The sequence below is a fragment of the Limnohabitans sp. genome (assembly GCF_031538885.1).
GTDB lineage: Bacteria > Pseudomonadota > Gammaproteobacteria > Burkholderiales > Burkholderiaceae_C > Limnohabitans.
Genome location: NZ_JAVKLW010000080.1, coordinates 1 through 14,828, shown reverse-complemented (window position 1 = coordinate 14,828; position 14,828 = coordinate 1). Strand labels below are relative to the sequence as shown.

The 14,828-nt window shown below is 58.0% G+C and carries 11 protein-coding genes, 1 tRNA gene and 1 pseudogene; 4 read left to right on the top strand and 9 right to left on the bottom strand.

All coding sequences use genetic code 11. The annotated features are described in order from the left end of the window. Nucleotides 1–15 precede the first annotated feature (15 nt). Nucleotides 16–675, top strand: a complete 660-nt coding sequence (locus tag RMS03_RS06580) for a response regulator (RefSeq protein WP_310626289.1) — start codon at nt 16–18, stop codon at nt 673–675. Nucleotides 676–724: 49 nt separating this feature from the next. Then, nucleotides 725–800: transfer RNA gene (locus RMS03_RS06575), tRNA-Phe, on the top strand. Between the two features lie 88 nt (nt 801–888). On the opposite strand, the gene RMS03_RS06570 is transcribed toward RMS03_RS06575, so the two are convergent. Further along, the gene (locus tag RMS03_RS06570; protein WP_310626288.1) at nt 889–2,988 is read right to left on the bottom strand and encodes a UvrD-helicase domain-containing protein; all 2,100 of its coding nucleotides are present in this window, start codon (nt 2,986–2,988) and stop codon (nt 889–891) included. Between the two features lie 63 nt (nt 2,989–3,051). Between RMS03_RS06570 and RMS03_RS06565 the strand changes: the two genes are divergently transcribed. Then, a complete protein-coding gene (locus tag RMS03_RS06565; RefSeq protein ID WP_310626287.1) occupies nt 3,052–4,020 on the top strand; it encodes an AEC family transporter in 969 nt (322 codons plus the stop codon). 74 nt (nt 4,021–4,094) lie between these two features. Here the strand turns inward: RMS03_RS06565 and priA are convergent, their stop codons facing one another. From priA to RMS03_RS06545, 4 genes are all read right to left on the bottom strand, one after another. Further along, nucleotides 4,095–6,257, bottom strand: a complete 2,163-nt coding sequence (gene priA / locus RMS03_RS06560) for a primosomal protein N' (RefSeq protein WP_310626286.1) — start codon at nt 6,255–6,257, stop codon at nt 4,095–4,097. Nucleotides 6,258–6,604: 347 nt separating this feature from the next. Continuing rightward, nucleotides 6,605–7,711, bottom strand: a complete 1,107-nt coding sequence (gene hemE / locus RMS03_RS06555; protein ID WP_310626285.1) for a uroporphyrinogen decarboxylase — start codon at nt 7,709–7,711, stop codon at nt 6,605–6,607. 77 nt (nt 7,712–7,788) lie between these two features. After that, nucleotides 7,789–8,193 carry a CoA-binding protein gene (locus tag RMS03_RS06550; RefSeq protein ID WP_310626284.1) on the bottom strand — a complete coding sequence of 135 codons (405 nt, stop codon included), beginning with the start codon at nt 8,191–8,193 and terminating at the stop codon, nt 7,789–7,791. Nucleotides 8,194–8,196: 3 nt separating this feature from the next. Then, entirely contained in the window at nt 8,197–10,527 is a 2,331-nt protein-coding gene (locus RMS03_RS06545) for a thioredoxin family protein (protein ID WP_310626283.1), read from the bottom strand. Between RMS03_RS06545 and RMS03_RS06540 the strand changes: the two genes are divergently transcribed. Beyond that, complete coding sequence (locus RMS03_RS06540) at nt 10,526–11,362, top strand: creatininase family protein (RefSeq protein ID WP_310626282.1); 837 nt, start codon at nt 10,526–10,528, stop codon at nt 11,360–11,362. The genes RMS03_RS06545 and RMS03_RS06540 overlap by 2 nt on opposite strands. 24 nt (nt 11,363–11,386) lie before the next feature. On the opposite strand, the pseudogene RMS03_RS06535 reads toward RMS03_RS06540, so the two are convergent. The 4 genes and pseudogenes from RMS03_RS06535 to RMS03_RS06520 form a co-directional block, all read right to left on the bottom strand. Beyond that, nucleotides 11,387–12,054 (bottom strand): annotated as a pseudogene (locus tag RMS03_RS06535) (histidine phosphatase family protein). Nucleotides 12,055–12,147: 93 nt separating this feature from the next. Further along, nucleotides 12,148–12,438 carry a hypothetical protein gene (locus tag RMS03_RS06530; RefSeq protein WP_310626281.1) on the bottom strand — a complete coding sequence of 97 codons (291 nt, stop codon included), beginning with the start codon at nt 12,436–12,438 and terminating at the stop codon, nt 12,148–12,150. A gap of 44 nt (nt 12,439–12,482) precedes the next feature. Beyond that, complete coding sequence (locus RMS03_RS06525; protein WP_310626280.1) at nt 12,483–12,749, bottom strand: hypothetical protein; 267 nt, start codon at nt 12,747–12,749, stop codon at nt 12,483–12,485. Between the two features lie 14 nt (nt 12,750–12,763). Beyond that, complete coding sequence (locus RMS03_RS06520) at nt 12,764–14,656, bottom strand: ATP-binding cassette domain-containing protein (protein ID WP_310626279.1); 1,893 nt, start codon at nt 14,654–14,656, stop codon at nt 12,764–12,766. Nucleotides 14,657–14,828: the final 172 nt, after the last annotated feature.

Genomic DNA, 14,828 nt, shown 5'->3' with positions numbered 1-14,828 from the left:
GAGACACGTTTAGACATGGCAAACATTTTGGTGGTGGATGACGAGCTAGGCATTCGGGATCTCCTGTTCGAGATCCTCAATGACGAAGGTCATGCCGTAGAAGTCGCAGAAAACGCTGCGCAAGCACGCTTGGCCCGACAGACGGCGCGGCCAGACTTGGTTTTGCTTGACATTTGGATGCCTGACACCGATGGCGTCACCTTGCTCAAAGAGTGGGCGGGCGCGGGCCTGTTGAACATGCCCGTCATCATGATGAGTGGTCATGCCACGATTGATACGGCCGTGGAGGCCACCCGAATTGGCGCACAAGCCTTTTTGGAAAAACCCATTACCTTGCAAAAACTACTCAAAGCAGTGGAGCAAGGTTTGGTACGCAAGCCCTTGGTGCCTGCGGCGCTCATAGGTGCTGGACCTAGTGCAAAAAAAGATGAGCCCATGGCATTTGAAATATCACAAGCCGTGGTGTTGCCACCCACACACCAAAGCTTTGATTTAGAGAAGCCCTTGCGCGATGCCCGTGATGCATTTGAGCGCGCTTACTTTGAGTACCACCTCACACAAGAAAGTGGTTCCATGACTCGCGTGGCCGATAAAACAGGCCTAGAGCGCACGCATCTCTATCGCAAACTCAAGCAGCTAGGCGTGGACTTGTCCAAAGCCAAGCGCGTCGTTTGAGGTGCGCATTGAGGTTGCACACACGGGAGAGTGTTACAATTTGGCCATCGGCCCGGTAGCTCAGTTGGTAGAGCAGCGGATTGAAAATCCGCGTGTCGGCAGTTCGATTCTGCCCCAGGCCACCAAAAACGATGCGCCCTAGCGCCCTTTTCGGGTTCTAGGGCGTTTCTACAATTTGGGCCACCTTTCTACAAAGAATGGTTTTAAGTCTGCTCACACTGATTTATGCGCAGCGCTTTCCGCCGAGGCCGCACTGGCACGCAGTGCAAACTCGGCGCGCAGGGCTTTGAGTTTTTCGCGAGGGTCTTCTTTGACCGTGTCTTTGTCAAGACCCATTTCTGCGATGAAGCGGCTGGGCTGGGCGGCGATCATGTCGCGGCCTTTTTTGCGTTTACGCGTCCAACTGACGGCCAGCGAACGCTGGGCACGCGTGATGCCCACATACATGAGGCGGCGTTCTTCTTGCAGGCGCATCGCGAGGTTCTCGTTGGTGTGCTCGGTGCCAGGCTCGTCATCGAGTTTGAAGGGCAATATGCCTTCGGTGACGCCCACCAGCATGACGTGTGGCCACTCCAAGCCTTTGGAGGCGTGCAAGGTGGAGAGGGTCACGACGTTTTGGTCTTTTTCGCGTTCGGTCAGCGTGGAGAGCAAGGCGATGGTTTGCGCGACTTCGAGCAGGTTCTTGACTTCATGGCCCGTGGTCACGCCCGCCGTGTCGTCAATCTGGCCGCCGCAGCGTTGGGCCATCCAGTCGCAAAACTCCATCACGTTGTTCCACTTGGAGGCTGCTGCTTTCTCGCTTTCTTCTGCGTCGTAGAGGTGCTTCTCGTAGCCGATGTCTTTGAGCCAGTCGTTCAAGAAGGCGCGTGCATCTTCAGCCCCTGTGGTGAGGCGTGCGCGGAACTCTAGGTCGTTCACGTAGCGGCCAAACTCATGCAGACTGCCCAGGGCGCGTGCATTGAGGACTGAGGGCAAGCTGTTGCTGAACAAAGCCTCAAACATGCTGAGTTTGTATTGGCTGGCGAACTGGCCCAAGCTGGCCAGTGTTTGATGGCCGATGCCGCGCTTCGGGGTGGTGACGGTGCGCAAGAACGCAGGGTCATCGTCGTTGTTGACCCACAGGCGCAGCCAAGCGCACAAGTCGCGGATCTCGGCGCGGTCAAAAAAGCTTTGGCCACCGGACACTTTGTAGGGGATTTGCGCTTTGCGCAGCGCTTTTTCAAAGATGCGTGCTTGATGGTTGGCGCGGTAGAGCACGGCAAAGTCTTGCAACTCGCGGTGGCCGCTGGCGCCTGCCTCAGTGCCGGCGCGCAGCGATTGGATGCGCGCCACCACGCGTTCGGCTTCGTGTTCTTCGTTGTCCGCATCCACCACGCGCACGGGCTCGCCTTCACCGAGTTCGGAGAACAAGGTTTTGGGAAACAGCTTGGGGTTGAGTTGAATGACGTTGTTGGCTGCACGCAAGATGGCGCTGGTGGAGCGGTAGTTTTGCTCGAGTTTGATGACCTTCAAGGTCGGGAAGTCTTGTGGCAACTTGCGCAGGTTGTCTAGCGTGGCACCGCGCCAACCGTAGATGGACTGGTCGTCGTCACCCACAGCGGTGAAGCGAGCGATCGCGTGGTCGGGGCCCACCAAACACTTGAGCACTTCGTATTGGGTGGCATTGGTGTCTTGGTATTCGTCGACCAGCACATGACCGAGTTGGGCTTGCCATTTGGCGCGCACCTCATCGTGTTCTTGCAGGAGCTTTAGGGGCATGCCAATCAGGTCGTCAAAGTCCACGCTTTGGTAGGCGGTGAGGCGCTCTTGGTAGCGCGCCATGATTTTGGCGATGCCCCGTTCATGGTCGTCTTTGGCCAAGGCGAGTGCTTGGGCTGAGTTGAGGCCCATGTTTTTCCACAAGCTGATGGTCCATTGCCATTGGCGTGCGGTGGCGATGTCGGTGGTGCCGCCTGCGTCTTTCAAGATGCCGGTCACATCGGCGCTGTCCATGATGCTGAACTGGGGCTTGAGGCCCATCACGCCGCCGTCTTGGCGCAACATGCGCACGCCCAGTGCGTGGAAGGTGCAAATCATCACAGCGTTGGCGGCTTTGCCAATCAGGCCTTTGGCGCGTTCGCGCATTTCGGTGGCGGCCTTGTTGGTGAAGGTGATCGCCGCGATGCGCTTGGGCTCTAGCCCCATTTGGATGAGGCGGCCAATCTTGTGCGTGATGACGCGTGTTTTGCCTGAGCCTGCCCCCGCGAGTACCAGACAAGGACCGTGCAAGAAATTGACGGCTTCTTGTTGCGCGAGATTGAGACCAGCAGACATTCGGGAGACAGTTGTGTTGAAGCGGGCAATGATACTGGTCGCCTCAGAAGGCAAAATAGCACGGTGCTGAACATTCTTCTCGTCACCTTTCCCTTTTTTGCGCTGGTGTTGGCTGGCTTTGTGGCGGCGCACCGCCGCATGTTGCCGCTGGACGCGATTCCTGGGCTCAACGGCTTTGTGCTGTTTTTTGCGTTGCCTTGCATGCTCTACCGCTTTGGCGCGAGCACGCCCATCGTTCAGCTTTTGGATGTCACGCTGTTTTTGGCGTACTTGCTCTGCGCGTTGCTGATGGTGGGGTTTGTGGTGGCGGTGAGCCTGAACCAACGCATCGGCTGGAACGATGCGTCGTTTGGCGCTTTGGTAGCGGCGTTTCCCAATACGGGTTTCATGGGCGTACCTTTGCTGGTGGCGCTGTTGGGTGCTTCAGCCGCTGGGCCTGCCATCGTGACCATGGTGGTGGACATGGTGATCACCACCTCGCTGTGCATTGCGCTGTCGCGCTTGGACGGTGCCGACGAGCATGGTGCGCGTCACGCGGCGAAGAAAGCACTCCAAGGTGTGCTGACCAACCCGATGCCGTGGGCCATCGGCTTGGGAGCGTTGTCGTCGGCGATGGACTACGAACTCATCGGTCCTTTCGCCAAGACGGGGGGCTTGTTGGCCGATGCGGCGTCTCCCGTGGCGCTGTTCACGATTGGCGCGGTGCTGGCGCGTTCACAAATTCGTGTGCATGAAAGCGGTCATCCGCCCATTCTGTGGCGCGACTTTTTACCTGTGGCTATTTTCAAATTGGTGTTGCATCCCGTGCTCGTGTTGCTGGTGTTGGCGGCTGCCGCGCAAATGGGATTTGTGATTGAGCGCTTCACGATGGTCGTGGTGGTGCTGGTGGCGGCTCTGCCCAGTGCCAGCAATGTGGCCTTGCTGTCCGATCGCTTTGGGGCAGACACCGGGCGCATTGCGATGATTATTTTGGTGACCACGGCGGCTGCGTTTTTCACGTTTTCGGCAGCGGTGGCCTTGCTCAACGGGTGAACGGTGCGCGTGACGCGCCTTGCCCTTTGCCCGGACTGGCTTTGTGGGCGCATGCTGCCCAAGCGCTGGCGGTGTTAAATCGCCAACGGGTCGACATCCACCGCCCAGCGCATCACCTGCCGATGGGCGCTGCGCATGGCGTGCAAGTTCGCCTGCCAATGGGCCAAGAAATGTTGCAGCGCTTTGCGGGAGGTGCACTCGATCAACATCTGTGCGCGTTCGATGTTGGCCACGCGCTGAATCGTCATAGGCACGGCGGGATACAAGTCCACCAGGAGTTCATCAGCCAATGCGGCGCCTGCTTCGCGTGCGGCGTTTAAAAAGCCTTGCGCTGCTTCTTGGCTGCGTGCCTCGGCCCGCACCAAGGCTTGAAAGCTGAAGGGCGGCAAGGTGGCTTGCTCGCGTTCTTTGAGCTGTTGTTCGGCAAAGGCGGGGTAGTCGTGTTGCTTGAGTGCTTCAAACAGCGGGTGTAGTGGGTGAAAGCTTTGCACCCACATCTCGCAAGGGCTGAACAACGTCATTGCGGCATCTCGGCCCGCGCGTCCCGCCGCTTGCATCAAGAGACTAAACAAACGTTCAGGCGCACGGAAGTCACTGGAGAACAGCGCGCCATCTGGGTTGAGGGCGGCCACCAAGGTCACGCGTCGAAAGTCGTGGCCCTTGGCAATCATTTGTGTGCCCACCAGCACGTCGACTGCGCCCGCGTGGACCTCGGCGAGCTGGCGTTCTAGCTCGCCTTTGAGGCGTGTGCTGTCGGCGTCGATGCGTGCAATGCGGATGGGCTCACCGTCAGGCCTGCGCACATCGGCCAACAGCTCTGCCAAGTGTTCTTCGAGTTGTTCGGTGCCACGACCCAAAGGGCTGATGTCTAAGTTGCCGCAGCTTGGGCATGTGCGCGGCACGGGCTGTGTGAAGCCGCAGTGGTGGCAGCGCAGGGTGCGGTCGAGTTTGTGGAACACGCGGTAGGCGCTGCAATGCGGGCATTCACTTTTCCAGCCGCAGTCGTTGCAGCTGAGCACGGGCGCGTAGCCACGGCGGTTGAGCAGCACCAAGATTTGTTCGCCACGCGTGATGCGTTCGCGTATGGCGTCGAGCAAGTGGTTGGAGAACACGGTTTTATAGGGCTGGCGACTCATGTCGACACGGCGCACCAAGGGCAAGGCGCCTTGGCCGACGCGTGAGGGCATGGCCAAGCGCATGTAGCGTCTAGCGGGTTCAGCACCAGATGCGGGGCGGCTGTGGTGCCAGCTCTCTAGCGAGGGCGTGGCCGAGCCTAGGATGACTTTGGCGCCAACGAGTTGACCGCGATATACCGCTAAGTCACGCGCGGAATAGCGTGCGCCTTCTTGCTGTTTGTAGCTGGGGTCGTGTTCTTCATCCACCACGATGAGTTGCAAATGCGGCATGGAGGCAAATACGGCCATGCGCGTGCCCAACACAATGCGAGCTTCACCGCTGTGTGCCGCCAGCCAATTCTTCAGGCGCTGCGCAGGGGTGAGGCTGCTGTGCATGGCGACCAAGCAATCCTCACCCCATTGCGGGCAAAAGCGCGTGCGAAAGCGCTCTTCGAGCTGCGGTGTGAGGTTGATCTCTGGGACCATCACCAAAATTTGCGCTTGTGCGTCGCGCTCAAGCACCGCTTGGGCGGCACGCAAGTACACCTCGGTCTTGCCGCTGCCCGTGTTGCCAAAGAGCAGGAACGGACCTTTGTGCGCTGCGATATCGGTCAACACGTGGGCTTGCTCGTCGGTGGGCGTTGGAATGGTTTGTGCGTTCTCCTCGAATGCGTTCACTGCCTTGACCTTGCGCTTTAAGCGTCGAGCCCATTGCTCGGTGCTGAGGTCGCGCAGTTGGCTCGGTAACGCTGCGAGTGCGACTTCGCCAGTGCTGCGCTGGTAGTAGCTGGCGGCGAACTGCACGAGTTGACGCCAGTGGGCGTTCAAGGGGGCAATGCCTTCTAGTACGCTGGCTACTGCACGCAGCTGCATGGGTACTGGTGCTTCGTTGGGGGGCGAAGGCTTGTCTGCACCTCTGTGCGAGTTTGGCTCGACCATGGGGGATGTCGCGATCGCCCGCATCTGCGGGGCGTCCCACACCACGCCCAGTAGCTCTCGGCTACCTAGCGGCACCCGTACCAAGGTGCCAGGTGGGTATGCCACTTCGCTTTCGTACGTGAGTGCGCCACCAATGCCACTGTGTGCAGGGGTGTGAAGCATCACTGTAATTTGGTACGGCATGTCAAGCGATGAGTTGGGATGATTTGCTCAGGTGATTTAGCAGAAAGAGCCTTAAGTCATTGATTTCAATAGGATTCAAACTTAACCCAGTGTTTCTGTGGATAACTTTGTTGATATCTAGACTTGAGTGCTCCCAAGGGCGCATGAATCAAGGCTTTGAACAAACTGCCTCAAAAAAATGCAGGTTTAGAAAGTCATATAAATCAATAGCTTATGCAGTTTTTAAAAGTTTTTGTGCCCTGCAAAAGAAAACTTCATCTTGGTGCGATAGATCAACCTTTTTGTGCATAAGTGTTAGGTTGAAGTGCCACTTTTAGTGGTTTGAAACTTAATTTTTGGTGGTTTGTCTAGGGTTTTCGCAGCAAACGCGAGTGGCGATGCACCGTCTCGACCAAGACGCCCACGCTGTCGGGCGGGGTAAATTGGCTGATACCGTGGCCGAGGTTGAAGATCTGTGTCGGGCCGGTGGTGGTTTTGTCTGTGTGTGGCTTGCCAAATGCATCCAGCACGCGGCGTGCCTCGGTGGCAATCGCGTCGGCGGGGGCAAACAAGGCGTTGGGGTCTAAGTTGCCTTGCAGGGCTTTGCCGGGGCCGCCCACAGCGCCGCCAACTTGCGCACGAGCTTTGGCGAGGTTGACCGTCCAATCCACCCCCAACACGTCGCAGTCGAGGTCGGCCATTTCTGGCAACCACAAGCCGCCGCCCTTGGTGAAGACCAAACGGGGAGTGACAGCGCCATCGTGCGAGCGCTTGAGCTGTGCCAGCACGCGCTTGGTGTAGGCCATGCTGAACTGTTGGAACATCCCGTCGGCCAGCACACCGCCCCAGCTGTCAAAAATCATCACGGCTTGCGCGCCGGCTTCGATTTGGGTGTTGAGGTACAGGGCGACTGCGTCGGCGTTGATTTCTAAAATGCGGTGCATCAGGTCGGGGCGGCTGTACATCAGGCTTTTGACGTGACGGTAGTCGTCCGAGCCTGCACCTTCAACCATGTAGCAAGCCAAGGTCCAAGGGCTGCCAGAAAAACCAATCAAAGGCACGCGACCGTTGAGTGCTTTGCGAATGGAGGTGACGGCGTCAAACACATAACGCAGCTTGGCCATGTCGGGCACCGCGAGTTCGTTGACTGCGGCTTCGTTGCGTACGTTCTTGGCGAACTTGGGGCCTTCGCCTTGGGTGAAGCTCAGTCCTAAGCCCATCGCATCAGGCACAGTCAAGATGTCACTGAACAAAATCGCGGCATCCAGTGGGTAGCGTTCCAGCGGTTGCAGCGTGACTTCAGTGGCGAAGTCTGTGTTGGTGGCCAATCCCATGAAGCTGCCAGCCTTGGCGCGTGTGGCGCAGTACTCGGGCAAGTAGCGGCCGGCTTGGCGCATGAGCCAGATAGGGGTGTGGTCGGTGGCTTGGCGCATGCAAGCGCGCAAAAAGCTGTCGTTTTGAAGTGGTGCAAACATGGCGACATTGTCGCCGAGGTGCGATGGCTAATGAGTGGTAGGCGGTGGCCGTGGTGCTGGGTGTTTCTTGGGCCGCTTTAGCCAAGCCGAGCGTACTCGACCATCAAGCATTTGTCTTGCACCACGGTCAGGCCTACGGCTTGTGCTTGAGTGGCGGCTGCGTGGTTGACCACGCCAATTTGCAACCAGAGTGACTTGGCGCCGATGGCGATGGCCTCTGCCGCGATGGGTGGGATGTCTTCAGAATTGCGAAAACAATTCACCATGTCGATGCGCTCATGTTGGGCCGCTTCGGTGAGGGAGGCGTAGGACTTTTCGCCCAGCACTTCACGTGCATTGGGATTGATGGGCACGATGCGAAAGCCGTGGTCTTGCATGTACTTGGCGACGCGAAAGCTGTCACGGTGCGGCTTGGGGGAGAGGCCTACGACTGCGATGGTGTGGCAGTTGGCAAGGCTTTGATGGATGGCGTCTGAGGGCATGGCTTATTGGCTGTTGCGTGTTGAGGGGGCGGCATGCGCGGCCAGCGCCACACGGACTTGGCGCACGCTGAGTAGTTCGGACAGGACCAGCGGTGCCTGGCCCGGCGTGTGCAGCACATACACAGGCACACCGCTGCGTCCGAGGGCGGTGAGAGCTTCGGTGATGGCGGGGTCGCGTCGCGTCCAGTCGGCACGCAAGAGCGTGACCTTGTACTGCGCAAAATCAGCCAGCACATCGCGGTTGGAGAGGGTGGACTTTTTATTGATTTGGCAGGTCACGCACCAAGCGGCGGTGAAGTCAACAAACACGGGGTAGCCCTGGGCCAAGCTTTGTTGGACGGCAGCGTCAGACCACGGTTGCCAAGCGGTGGTCGCTGCGGTGTTGTTTTGACTCACGTTGGCTGAGGGGTTGTCGCCTGATGCTTTCAAGGCCTCTGAGAATGTCAAAGCACCCCATACCAAGGTGGCCCCCAGTAGCCAAGACAAGCCACGTGCGGCAGGGGTGTGTTGTTTGAGCGCCCAGATGAAGGCCGCGAGCAAGAGCAAACCGCCCAGTGCAAACATGGCATCGTCTAAGCTGGTTTGTTGGCCGAGTACCCACAGCAGCCAGACCACGGTGGCCAGGATGGGGAAGGCCAACAACTGCCGCAGTGTCACCATCCAAGGACCGGGGTGAGGCAGGGTACGCGCCAAGGCGGGCATCCAGCTGGCGAGTAAGTAGGGGGCGGCGAGGCCAAGGCCCATGGTGGCAAAAATAGTCAGTGCTTGCCACGTGGGCAAGGTCATGGCCAAGCCCAGCGATGCGCCCATGAAGGGCGCAGTGCAAGGGGAGGCGATGGCCACCGCCAGTACGCCTGAGAGCCAAGCATCCATGACCGGGTGTTTGTGTTGGAGACTTGCCATGCGGGAGGGCAAGATATGGCCAAACTCAAACAAACCAAACAAGTTGAGGGCGATGAGTGTGAAGAGCACAGCCAACGCGCTGACCACGATGGGCGACTGCAATTGAAAGCCCCAGCCCAGTTGTTCGCCTGCCACGCGCAAGGCCAAGACGCCTGCGCCCAAGGCTAGGAAACTCATCACCACGCCCACGGTGTAAGCCACGCCCGCCACACGGTGCGCACGGTGTTGGCGGCTGTGTTGCGCAAAGCCCAGCAGTTTGATCGCCAGTACCGGCAACACACAAGGCATGAGGTTGAGGATGAGTCCGCCGATGAATGCGCCAAGCAGTGCCAAGGCGAAGCCCGCCAAATCATTGGCATCGCGTGTGGTGTTGTCGTTGAGCCCCGCTGCCCCTGACGTTGCTGCTGGTAGGTCTGACACCGCCGGCCACGCCTGCGTGATGGGGGTGGACATCACAAAACCTTGGCGCGCGATGCCGTCGCCGACCGTGAGCAAAAAGCCGAACTGTTTGGGCGTGCTGGTGCGCATGTTGCTCAAGGGCAGCTGGATCGTCCACACATCGCCTTGCCAAGACTGCTGGGCGAGTGGATGTTGCTCGGTGGCGGACGCCACCAATTCGGAGACGTCTGGAAATAGCTGCAAGGTTTGGCCGTTCAGTGTGGCGGGCAGGCCTTGGAGTTGCAGCACCAAGCGTTGGGCTTCAAAGCGACTCGTGGCTTTGACGTTGGGCAAGGGTTGTGGTTGCTCGGCCAGCATGGCATCGAAGTCCGCAGCATGGGGGGCAAAGCTGCTGTTGACGGGTATGTGCAAGGCGAAGTCGCCTTCTTGCGGGATGCACTCTAGGCGGCACACCAACCAGTTGGCGTGCACTTGAATGTCCAGCGTGTGTGGGACGTTGGGTTTGAACTGTTTAGAAACCGTGAGTGGCACGACCAGCAAGGCGATTTTTCCAAAGCCGTAGTTGGTCAAATGGCCCGCCTTGAGTTTGTGTGGCAGGGGCCATCGCACGTCGCCTGCTTGAATGCCAGCGGGTAGGTTCAGTTCGATTTGCGTGGGTAAGCCGGAGTCGCCAGGGTTGCGCCAATAGGTGTGCCATTCAGGCTGGTGTGTGAGCTGCAAGCCGACCCACATGGGCTGGCCCGCTTGCACGCCTTGCGGTGCATGCACTAACAGTTCAGCGCGGAGTTGCGGTGTGTGGACGACAGCAGTGGCCAAAGTTTGGGCATCGCACGGTGCGCTGTAGGCCAAGGCAGCCCAGAGCAACACGGCCACCGCTTTGACCCAAGAGAGTGGTGCGTGTCCGGGAATGGAGGGGTTGCGGGTTGCACCTAACAGGTACGAAGCAAAATGGAGCATGCGCCAGATGTTACCGATCTGCCGCCATGCATGTGCGTGACGAGCTTCTTGGCGGGAAAGTAAGATGGCACTCATGACGGCGCACAACAGCACACCCCTATTTTCTAGCTTGACTTCCCACCGTTGGGCCGAGCTCAACACGCGTGATTTTGCTGCGCTTGACCCTGCACGTACCGTCGCGGTGCTGCCTTTTGGGGCGACCGAACAGCACGGGCCGCATTTGCCGCTGTCGGTGGACACGGTGTTGGTGGATGGTGTGGTCACGTCAGCCTTGACCCATTTGTCGGCCGCAGATCCGGTGTTGGTGTTGCCCACGCAGACTTTGGGTTTGAGCACGGAGCACACAGCCTTTGCAGGGACCTTGCATGTGTCGCCTCAAACCTTGATTCAAGTTTGGTGTGACATCGGTGCGTCGGTGGCGCGTGCCGGCGTGAAAAAGTTGCTGATGTTCAACGCCCACGGCGGCAATGTGGGGTTGATGGACGTGGTGGCACGTGAGTTGCGGGCCCAACACGGCCTGATTGTGTACAGCAGCAGTTGGTATAACTTGCCATTGGACACGACGGTGATGGCCCAATTCTCTGCGGACGAACACCGGTTTGGTGTTCATGCGGGAGACATCGAAACCTCCATGATGTTGGCGCTTTCCCCCGCCCAGGTGAATATGGGACAGGCGCAAAACTTTGCGTCTACTTCGCAAGATCGTGCAAAGCACTATGCAGTTCTTGGAGATGGCAAAAGTGCCAAGCTCGGTTGGCACATGCAAGACTACAACCCGCAGGGCGCAGCGGGCAACGCTGCCGCCGCAACACCCGCTAAAGGTGAGGCGCTGGTGCAAAGTGCTGGCGAGCAATTGGCGCGATTGCTCAAAGAGTTGGTCGCTTTGCCGTTGAGTACTGTGCGTGTGTGAGCTGCCTCGCGCTTGACTTTGAAGTTAGGCGAAGGTGATCCAGTCTTTGTGGCTGGGTGTTTCTAAATGTGCCACGCTGTTGAAAGCGATCAAGCTGTGTCGCTTGGGGCTAAAACTGAATTCACTCACGGCGCTGTTGCGAAGCCGCATGTTCAACCCAATGCTGCTCTCGGGGCTGACGCGCAGCACATGCGCCACCGCCGTTGCGATGGCCCCCCGCTGGAAACTAAGAGCACACGGCCCTCATGTTGCTGACGTATGTGCTCGAGCGCAGAGGCTACGCCTTTGGCAAAGTCCACATAACGGGGCATGCCTTTGGGGCTGATGACGCCAGTCATCCATTGGGTGAGTCCATCGCGTAGCAGCCGGAAGTGTTGTTTGTAGCCTTCGGGTGTGGTGGGATTCTCCAGTGCGCTGGGGTGAGTCGTGCGAATGATTGCTTCGCTGTCGTATTCGTTGAGCCCTGGCCACAGCTGTGCATCGTGTTGTGTGCCCATGGCTTGCTGTATAGCGGTCCATGTTTGCGTGTGGCGCTTGAGTGTGCCCGTGACAACAGCGTCAAACGTGATGCCTTGCATGCGCCAATGCTCGCCTAGGCGCTGACTTTGTTGCAAGCCCAATGGACTGAGTTGGTCGTAGTTGGCAGCACCCAATGAGGCTTGCCCGTGTCGCACTAAATAGAGTTGTCCCATAGCGATGGTGGTAATTGTTTGCATTCATTCTGAGGATGAATGATCAGAATAACAGTCACGACCGAGACCCGCTGCCGCCCTCGGCACAAAGACCTAAAGGGGCTGTCGTGCTGAACTCCCCATCCACACCACGGTGGCAAGCAAAGCCAAGGCCATGCTGCGGTTAAACCATTGCAGCCGCCGTGCGGTGTCGTTTGGGCCACGCAACCAGCGGCGTAGGCTGGCGCCGATGAGCGCATAGGTGAGGTTACTGGCGATTCCGAAGAGCATAAACACGGGGAGTGTTTCGTACAAGCGTGTCCAAGTGTCACCACGCCCGATGACCCAACCGCTGCCGACAGACAGTGCTAGAAACCACGCTTTGATGTTGATGAATTGCAGCATCACGCCCTGTCAGAAGCCAACGATGGGGCCTTGTGGTGCTTCGCTCAAGCTGTGCGTGTTGGCCAGTTTCCATGCCAACCACGGCAAATAGAAAACACCCGTGAACAACAGGCCCCAACGCATGGGGGGCTGAGGACCACGGCGCCTAGGCCCGCCGTGTTGAGGATGAGCAGCACGCCCCAGCCCACAGGTACGGCACAAACAAAGGGCAGTGCACGCCGCAGTCCAAAATTGGCGGCGAGCGCGGCGGACAGTGTGGTGTTGGGGTCGGGTGTAACTGAGCCCACCGTGGCGAGGGCGATCAGGGTCATGAACTCCGTGCTGCTCATGCGGGTGAGGAGAGTTGCTCCCAACGGTCAAGGGCCGTCATCAGCGCGTCTTCAATCTCAGTGTCACGCTTGTGTAGCTGCGCGATTTTGGCGGGATCGCTGGCGTAAAGATCGTTATTGCTCAGTGAGGCTTGGGTTTCTTTTTGCTCAACTTCAAGCGAGGCAATTAGCGCAGGCAGTGCGTCGAGTTCACGTTGTTCTTTGTAGCTGAGTTTGCGGGTTTTGATGGCGGGTGCGGCTGTGGTTTTAGTCGATTCTGTCGTGGCGATGGCTGACTTGACCACGGGTGCTTTGTTTTGTGGGGCGAGACCACGTGCACACGCGGACTGTGCGAGCCAGTCTTGTACACCGCCTTCGTATTCGCGCCAAAAGCCAGGTTTTTCGTCCGTGCCTTCAAAGACCAAGGTGCTGGTGGCTACGTTGTCTAGGAAAGTGCGGTCATGGCTGACGATGAAGACAGTGCCATCGTAGTTTTGGAGTAGCTCTTCGAGTAGCTCCAAGGTGTCGATGTCTAAGTCATTGGTGGGCTCATCCAGTACCAGCACGTTGGCGGGGCGTGCAAACAAGCGCGCAAGCAGCAAGCGGTTGCGCTCACCGCCCGAGAGCGAGCGCACAGGGGATGTGGCGCGTGCGGGAGAGAACAAGAAGTCATCCAAGTAGCTCTTGACGTGTTTGCGTTGTGTGCCGATTTCAATCCACTCACTGCCTGGGCTGATGAAGTCTTCTAGTGAGGCATCCATATCGAGTGCGTTGCGCATTTGGTCGAAGTAGGCCACTTGCATGTTTGAGCCTTGTCGAATTTTGCCGCTGTCGGCTTCGAGTTCGCCCAAAATCATTTTGAGTAAGGTGGACTTGCCGACGCCGTTGGGGCCAATCAAGCCCACTTTGTCGCCGCGCAAGAAAGTGGCGGAGAAGTTCTGTGCAATGACTTTGCCGCCAAATGCTTTGTTTACTCCAGCGAGTTCTGCCACGATCTTGCCGGTGGGGGCGCCACTGGCGACATCGAGTTTGACGCGACCGACCGCCTCTCGCCGCGCTTCGCGTTGCGCGCGTAAGGCCTCTAAGCGACCGATCCGACTTTGGCTACGCGTGCGACGTGCTTCCACGCCTTTGCGAACCCACACCTCCTCACCGGCCAAGAGCTTGTCTGCTTTGGCATTGATGACGGCTTCTTGTGCGGCTTGTTCTTCTTTTTGCAATTGATATTGCGCGAAGTTACCAGGGTAGGACAGTAAGTGACCACGGTCGAGTTCCACAATGCGCGTCACCACCTTGTCTAAAAAGGATCGGTCATGCGTGATGGTGATGATGCTGCCCTTGAAGTCAATCAAGAGCTGTTCAAGCCATTCGATGCTGTCGAGATCTAAGTGGTTGGTCGGCTCATCTAGCAGCAATACATCTGGTGATGTGACCAATGCTTGCGCGAGCGCTACGCGTTTGAGTGTTCCGCCTGATAAAGCGTTGATGCGTGCATCTGGATCAAGGTGAAGGCGGTGCAGTGTTTCTTGCACGCGTTGCTCCCAATTCCATCCGTCAAAAAGTTCAATTTCGTTTTGCATAGCTGTGAGGTCCCCCTCGCCAGCGGAATATTGTTCAATCAGATGGATGACGCGAGCCAAGCCCGCACTGACAGCCTCGAAGACAGATATATTGCTATCGAGTTGCGGCTCTTGGGCGACGTAGGTGATGCGCAAACCCTGTTGCACACGAAGGTCCCCGTCGTCAGGCATCTCAAGTCCGCCGAGTATGCGTAATAAAGATGATTTGCCAGCGCCATTGCGCCCTATGAGACCTACGCGTTCACTAATTTCAAGTGAGAACTCTGCGTGATCCAGAAGAGCGACATGCCCAAAGGCGAGTTGGGCGTTTTGTAGTGTGATTAAAGACATGCAGCATTATCAGTGCACTGTCGAAAGACTCGTTTAGGGAACATCTGCATAACCTTCTTGTAAACCCTGACAGCGTGAACGCCATAGACTGCGTTGAATACACATGAAACAAACCAGCCTATCGATCAGCGGCTTTGAGCTGCAAAGTAAACGCACACGTCGACGAGAGTTT

Excerpts from the sequence above, each read along its gene's own strand:
- RMS03_RS06580 (WP_310626289.1), top strand. The coding sequence starts at position 16 with ATGGCAAACATTTTGGTGGTGGATGACGAGCTAGGCATTCGGGATCTC.
- RMS03_RS06570 (WP_310626288.1), bottom strand. The coding sequence starts at position 2,988 with ATGTCTGCTGGTCTCAATCTCGCGCAACAAGAAGCCGTCAATTTCTTG.
- priA (WP_310626286.1), bottom strand. The coding sequence starts at position 6,257 with ATGCCGTACCAAATTACAGTGATGCTTCACACCCCTGCACACAGTGGC.
- hemE (WP_310626285.1), bottom strand. The coding sequence starts at position 7,711 with ATGTTTGCACCACTTCAAAACGACAGCTTTTTGCGCGCTTGCATGCGC.
- RMS03_RS06550 (WP_310626284.1), bottom strand. The coding sequence starts at position 8,193 with ATGCCCTCAGACGCCATCCATCAAAGCCTTGCCAACTGCCACACCATC.
- RMS03_RS06540 (WP_310626282.1), top strand. The coding sequence starts at position 10,526 with ATGACGGCGCACAACAGCACACCCCTATTTTCTAGCTTGACTTCCCAC.
- RMS03_RS06545 (WP_310626283.1), bottom strand. The coding sequence starts at position 10,527 with ATGAGTGCCATCTTACTTTCCCGCCAAGAAGCTCGTCACGCACATGCA.
- RMS03_RS06530 (WP_310626281.1), bottom strand. The coding sequence starts at position 12,438 with ATGCTGCAATTCATCAACATCAAAGCGTGGTTTCTAGCACTGTCTGTC.
- RMS03_RS06525 (WP_310626280.1), bottom strand. The coding sequence starts at position 12,749 with ATGACCCTGATCGCCCTCGCCACGGTGGGCTCAGTTACACCCGACCCC.
- RMS03_RS06520 (WP_310626279.1), bottom strand. The coding sequence starts at position 14,656 with ATGTCTTTAATCACACTACAAAACGCCCAACTCGCCTTTGGGCATGTC.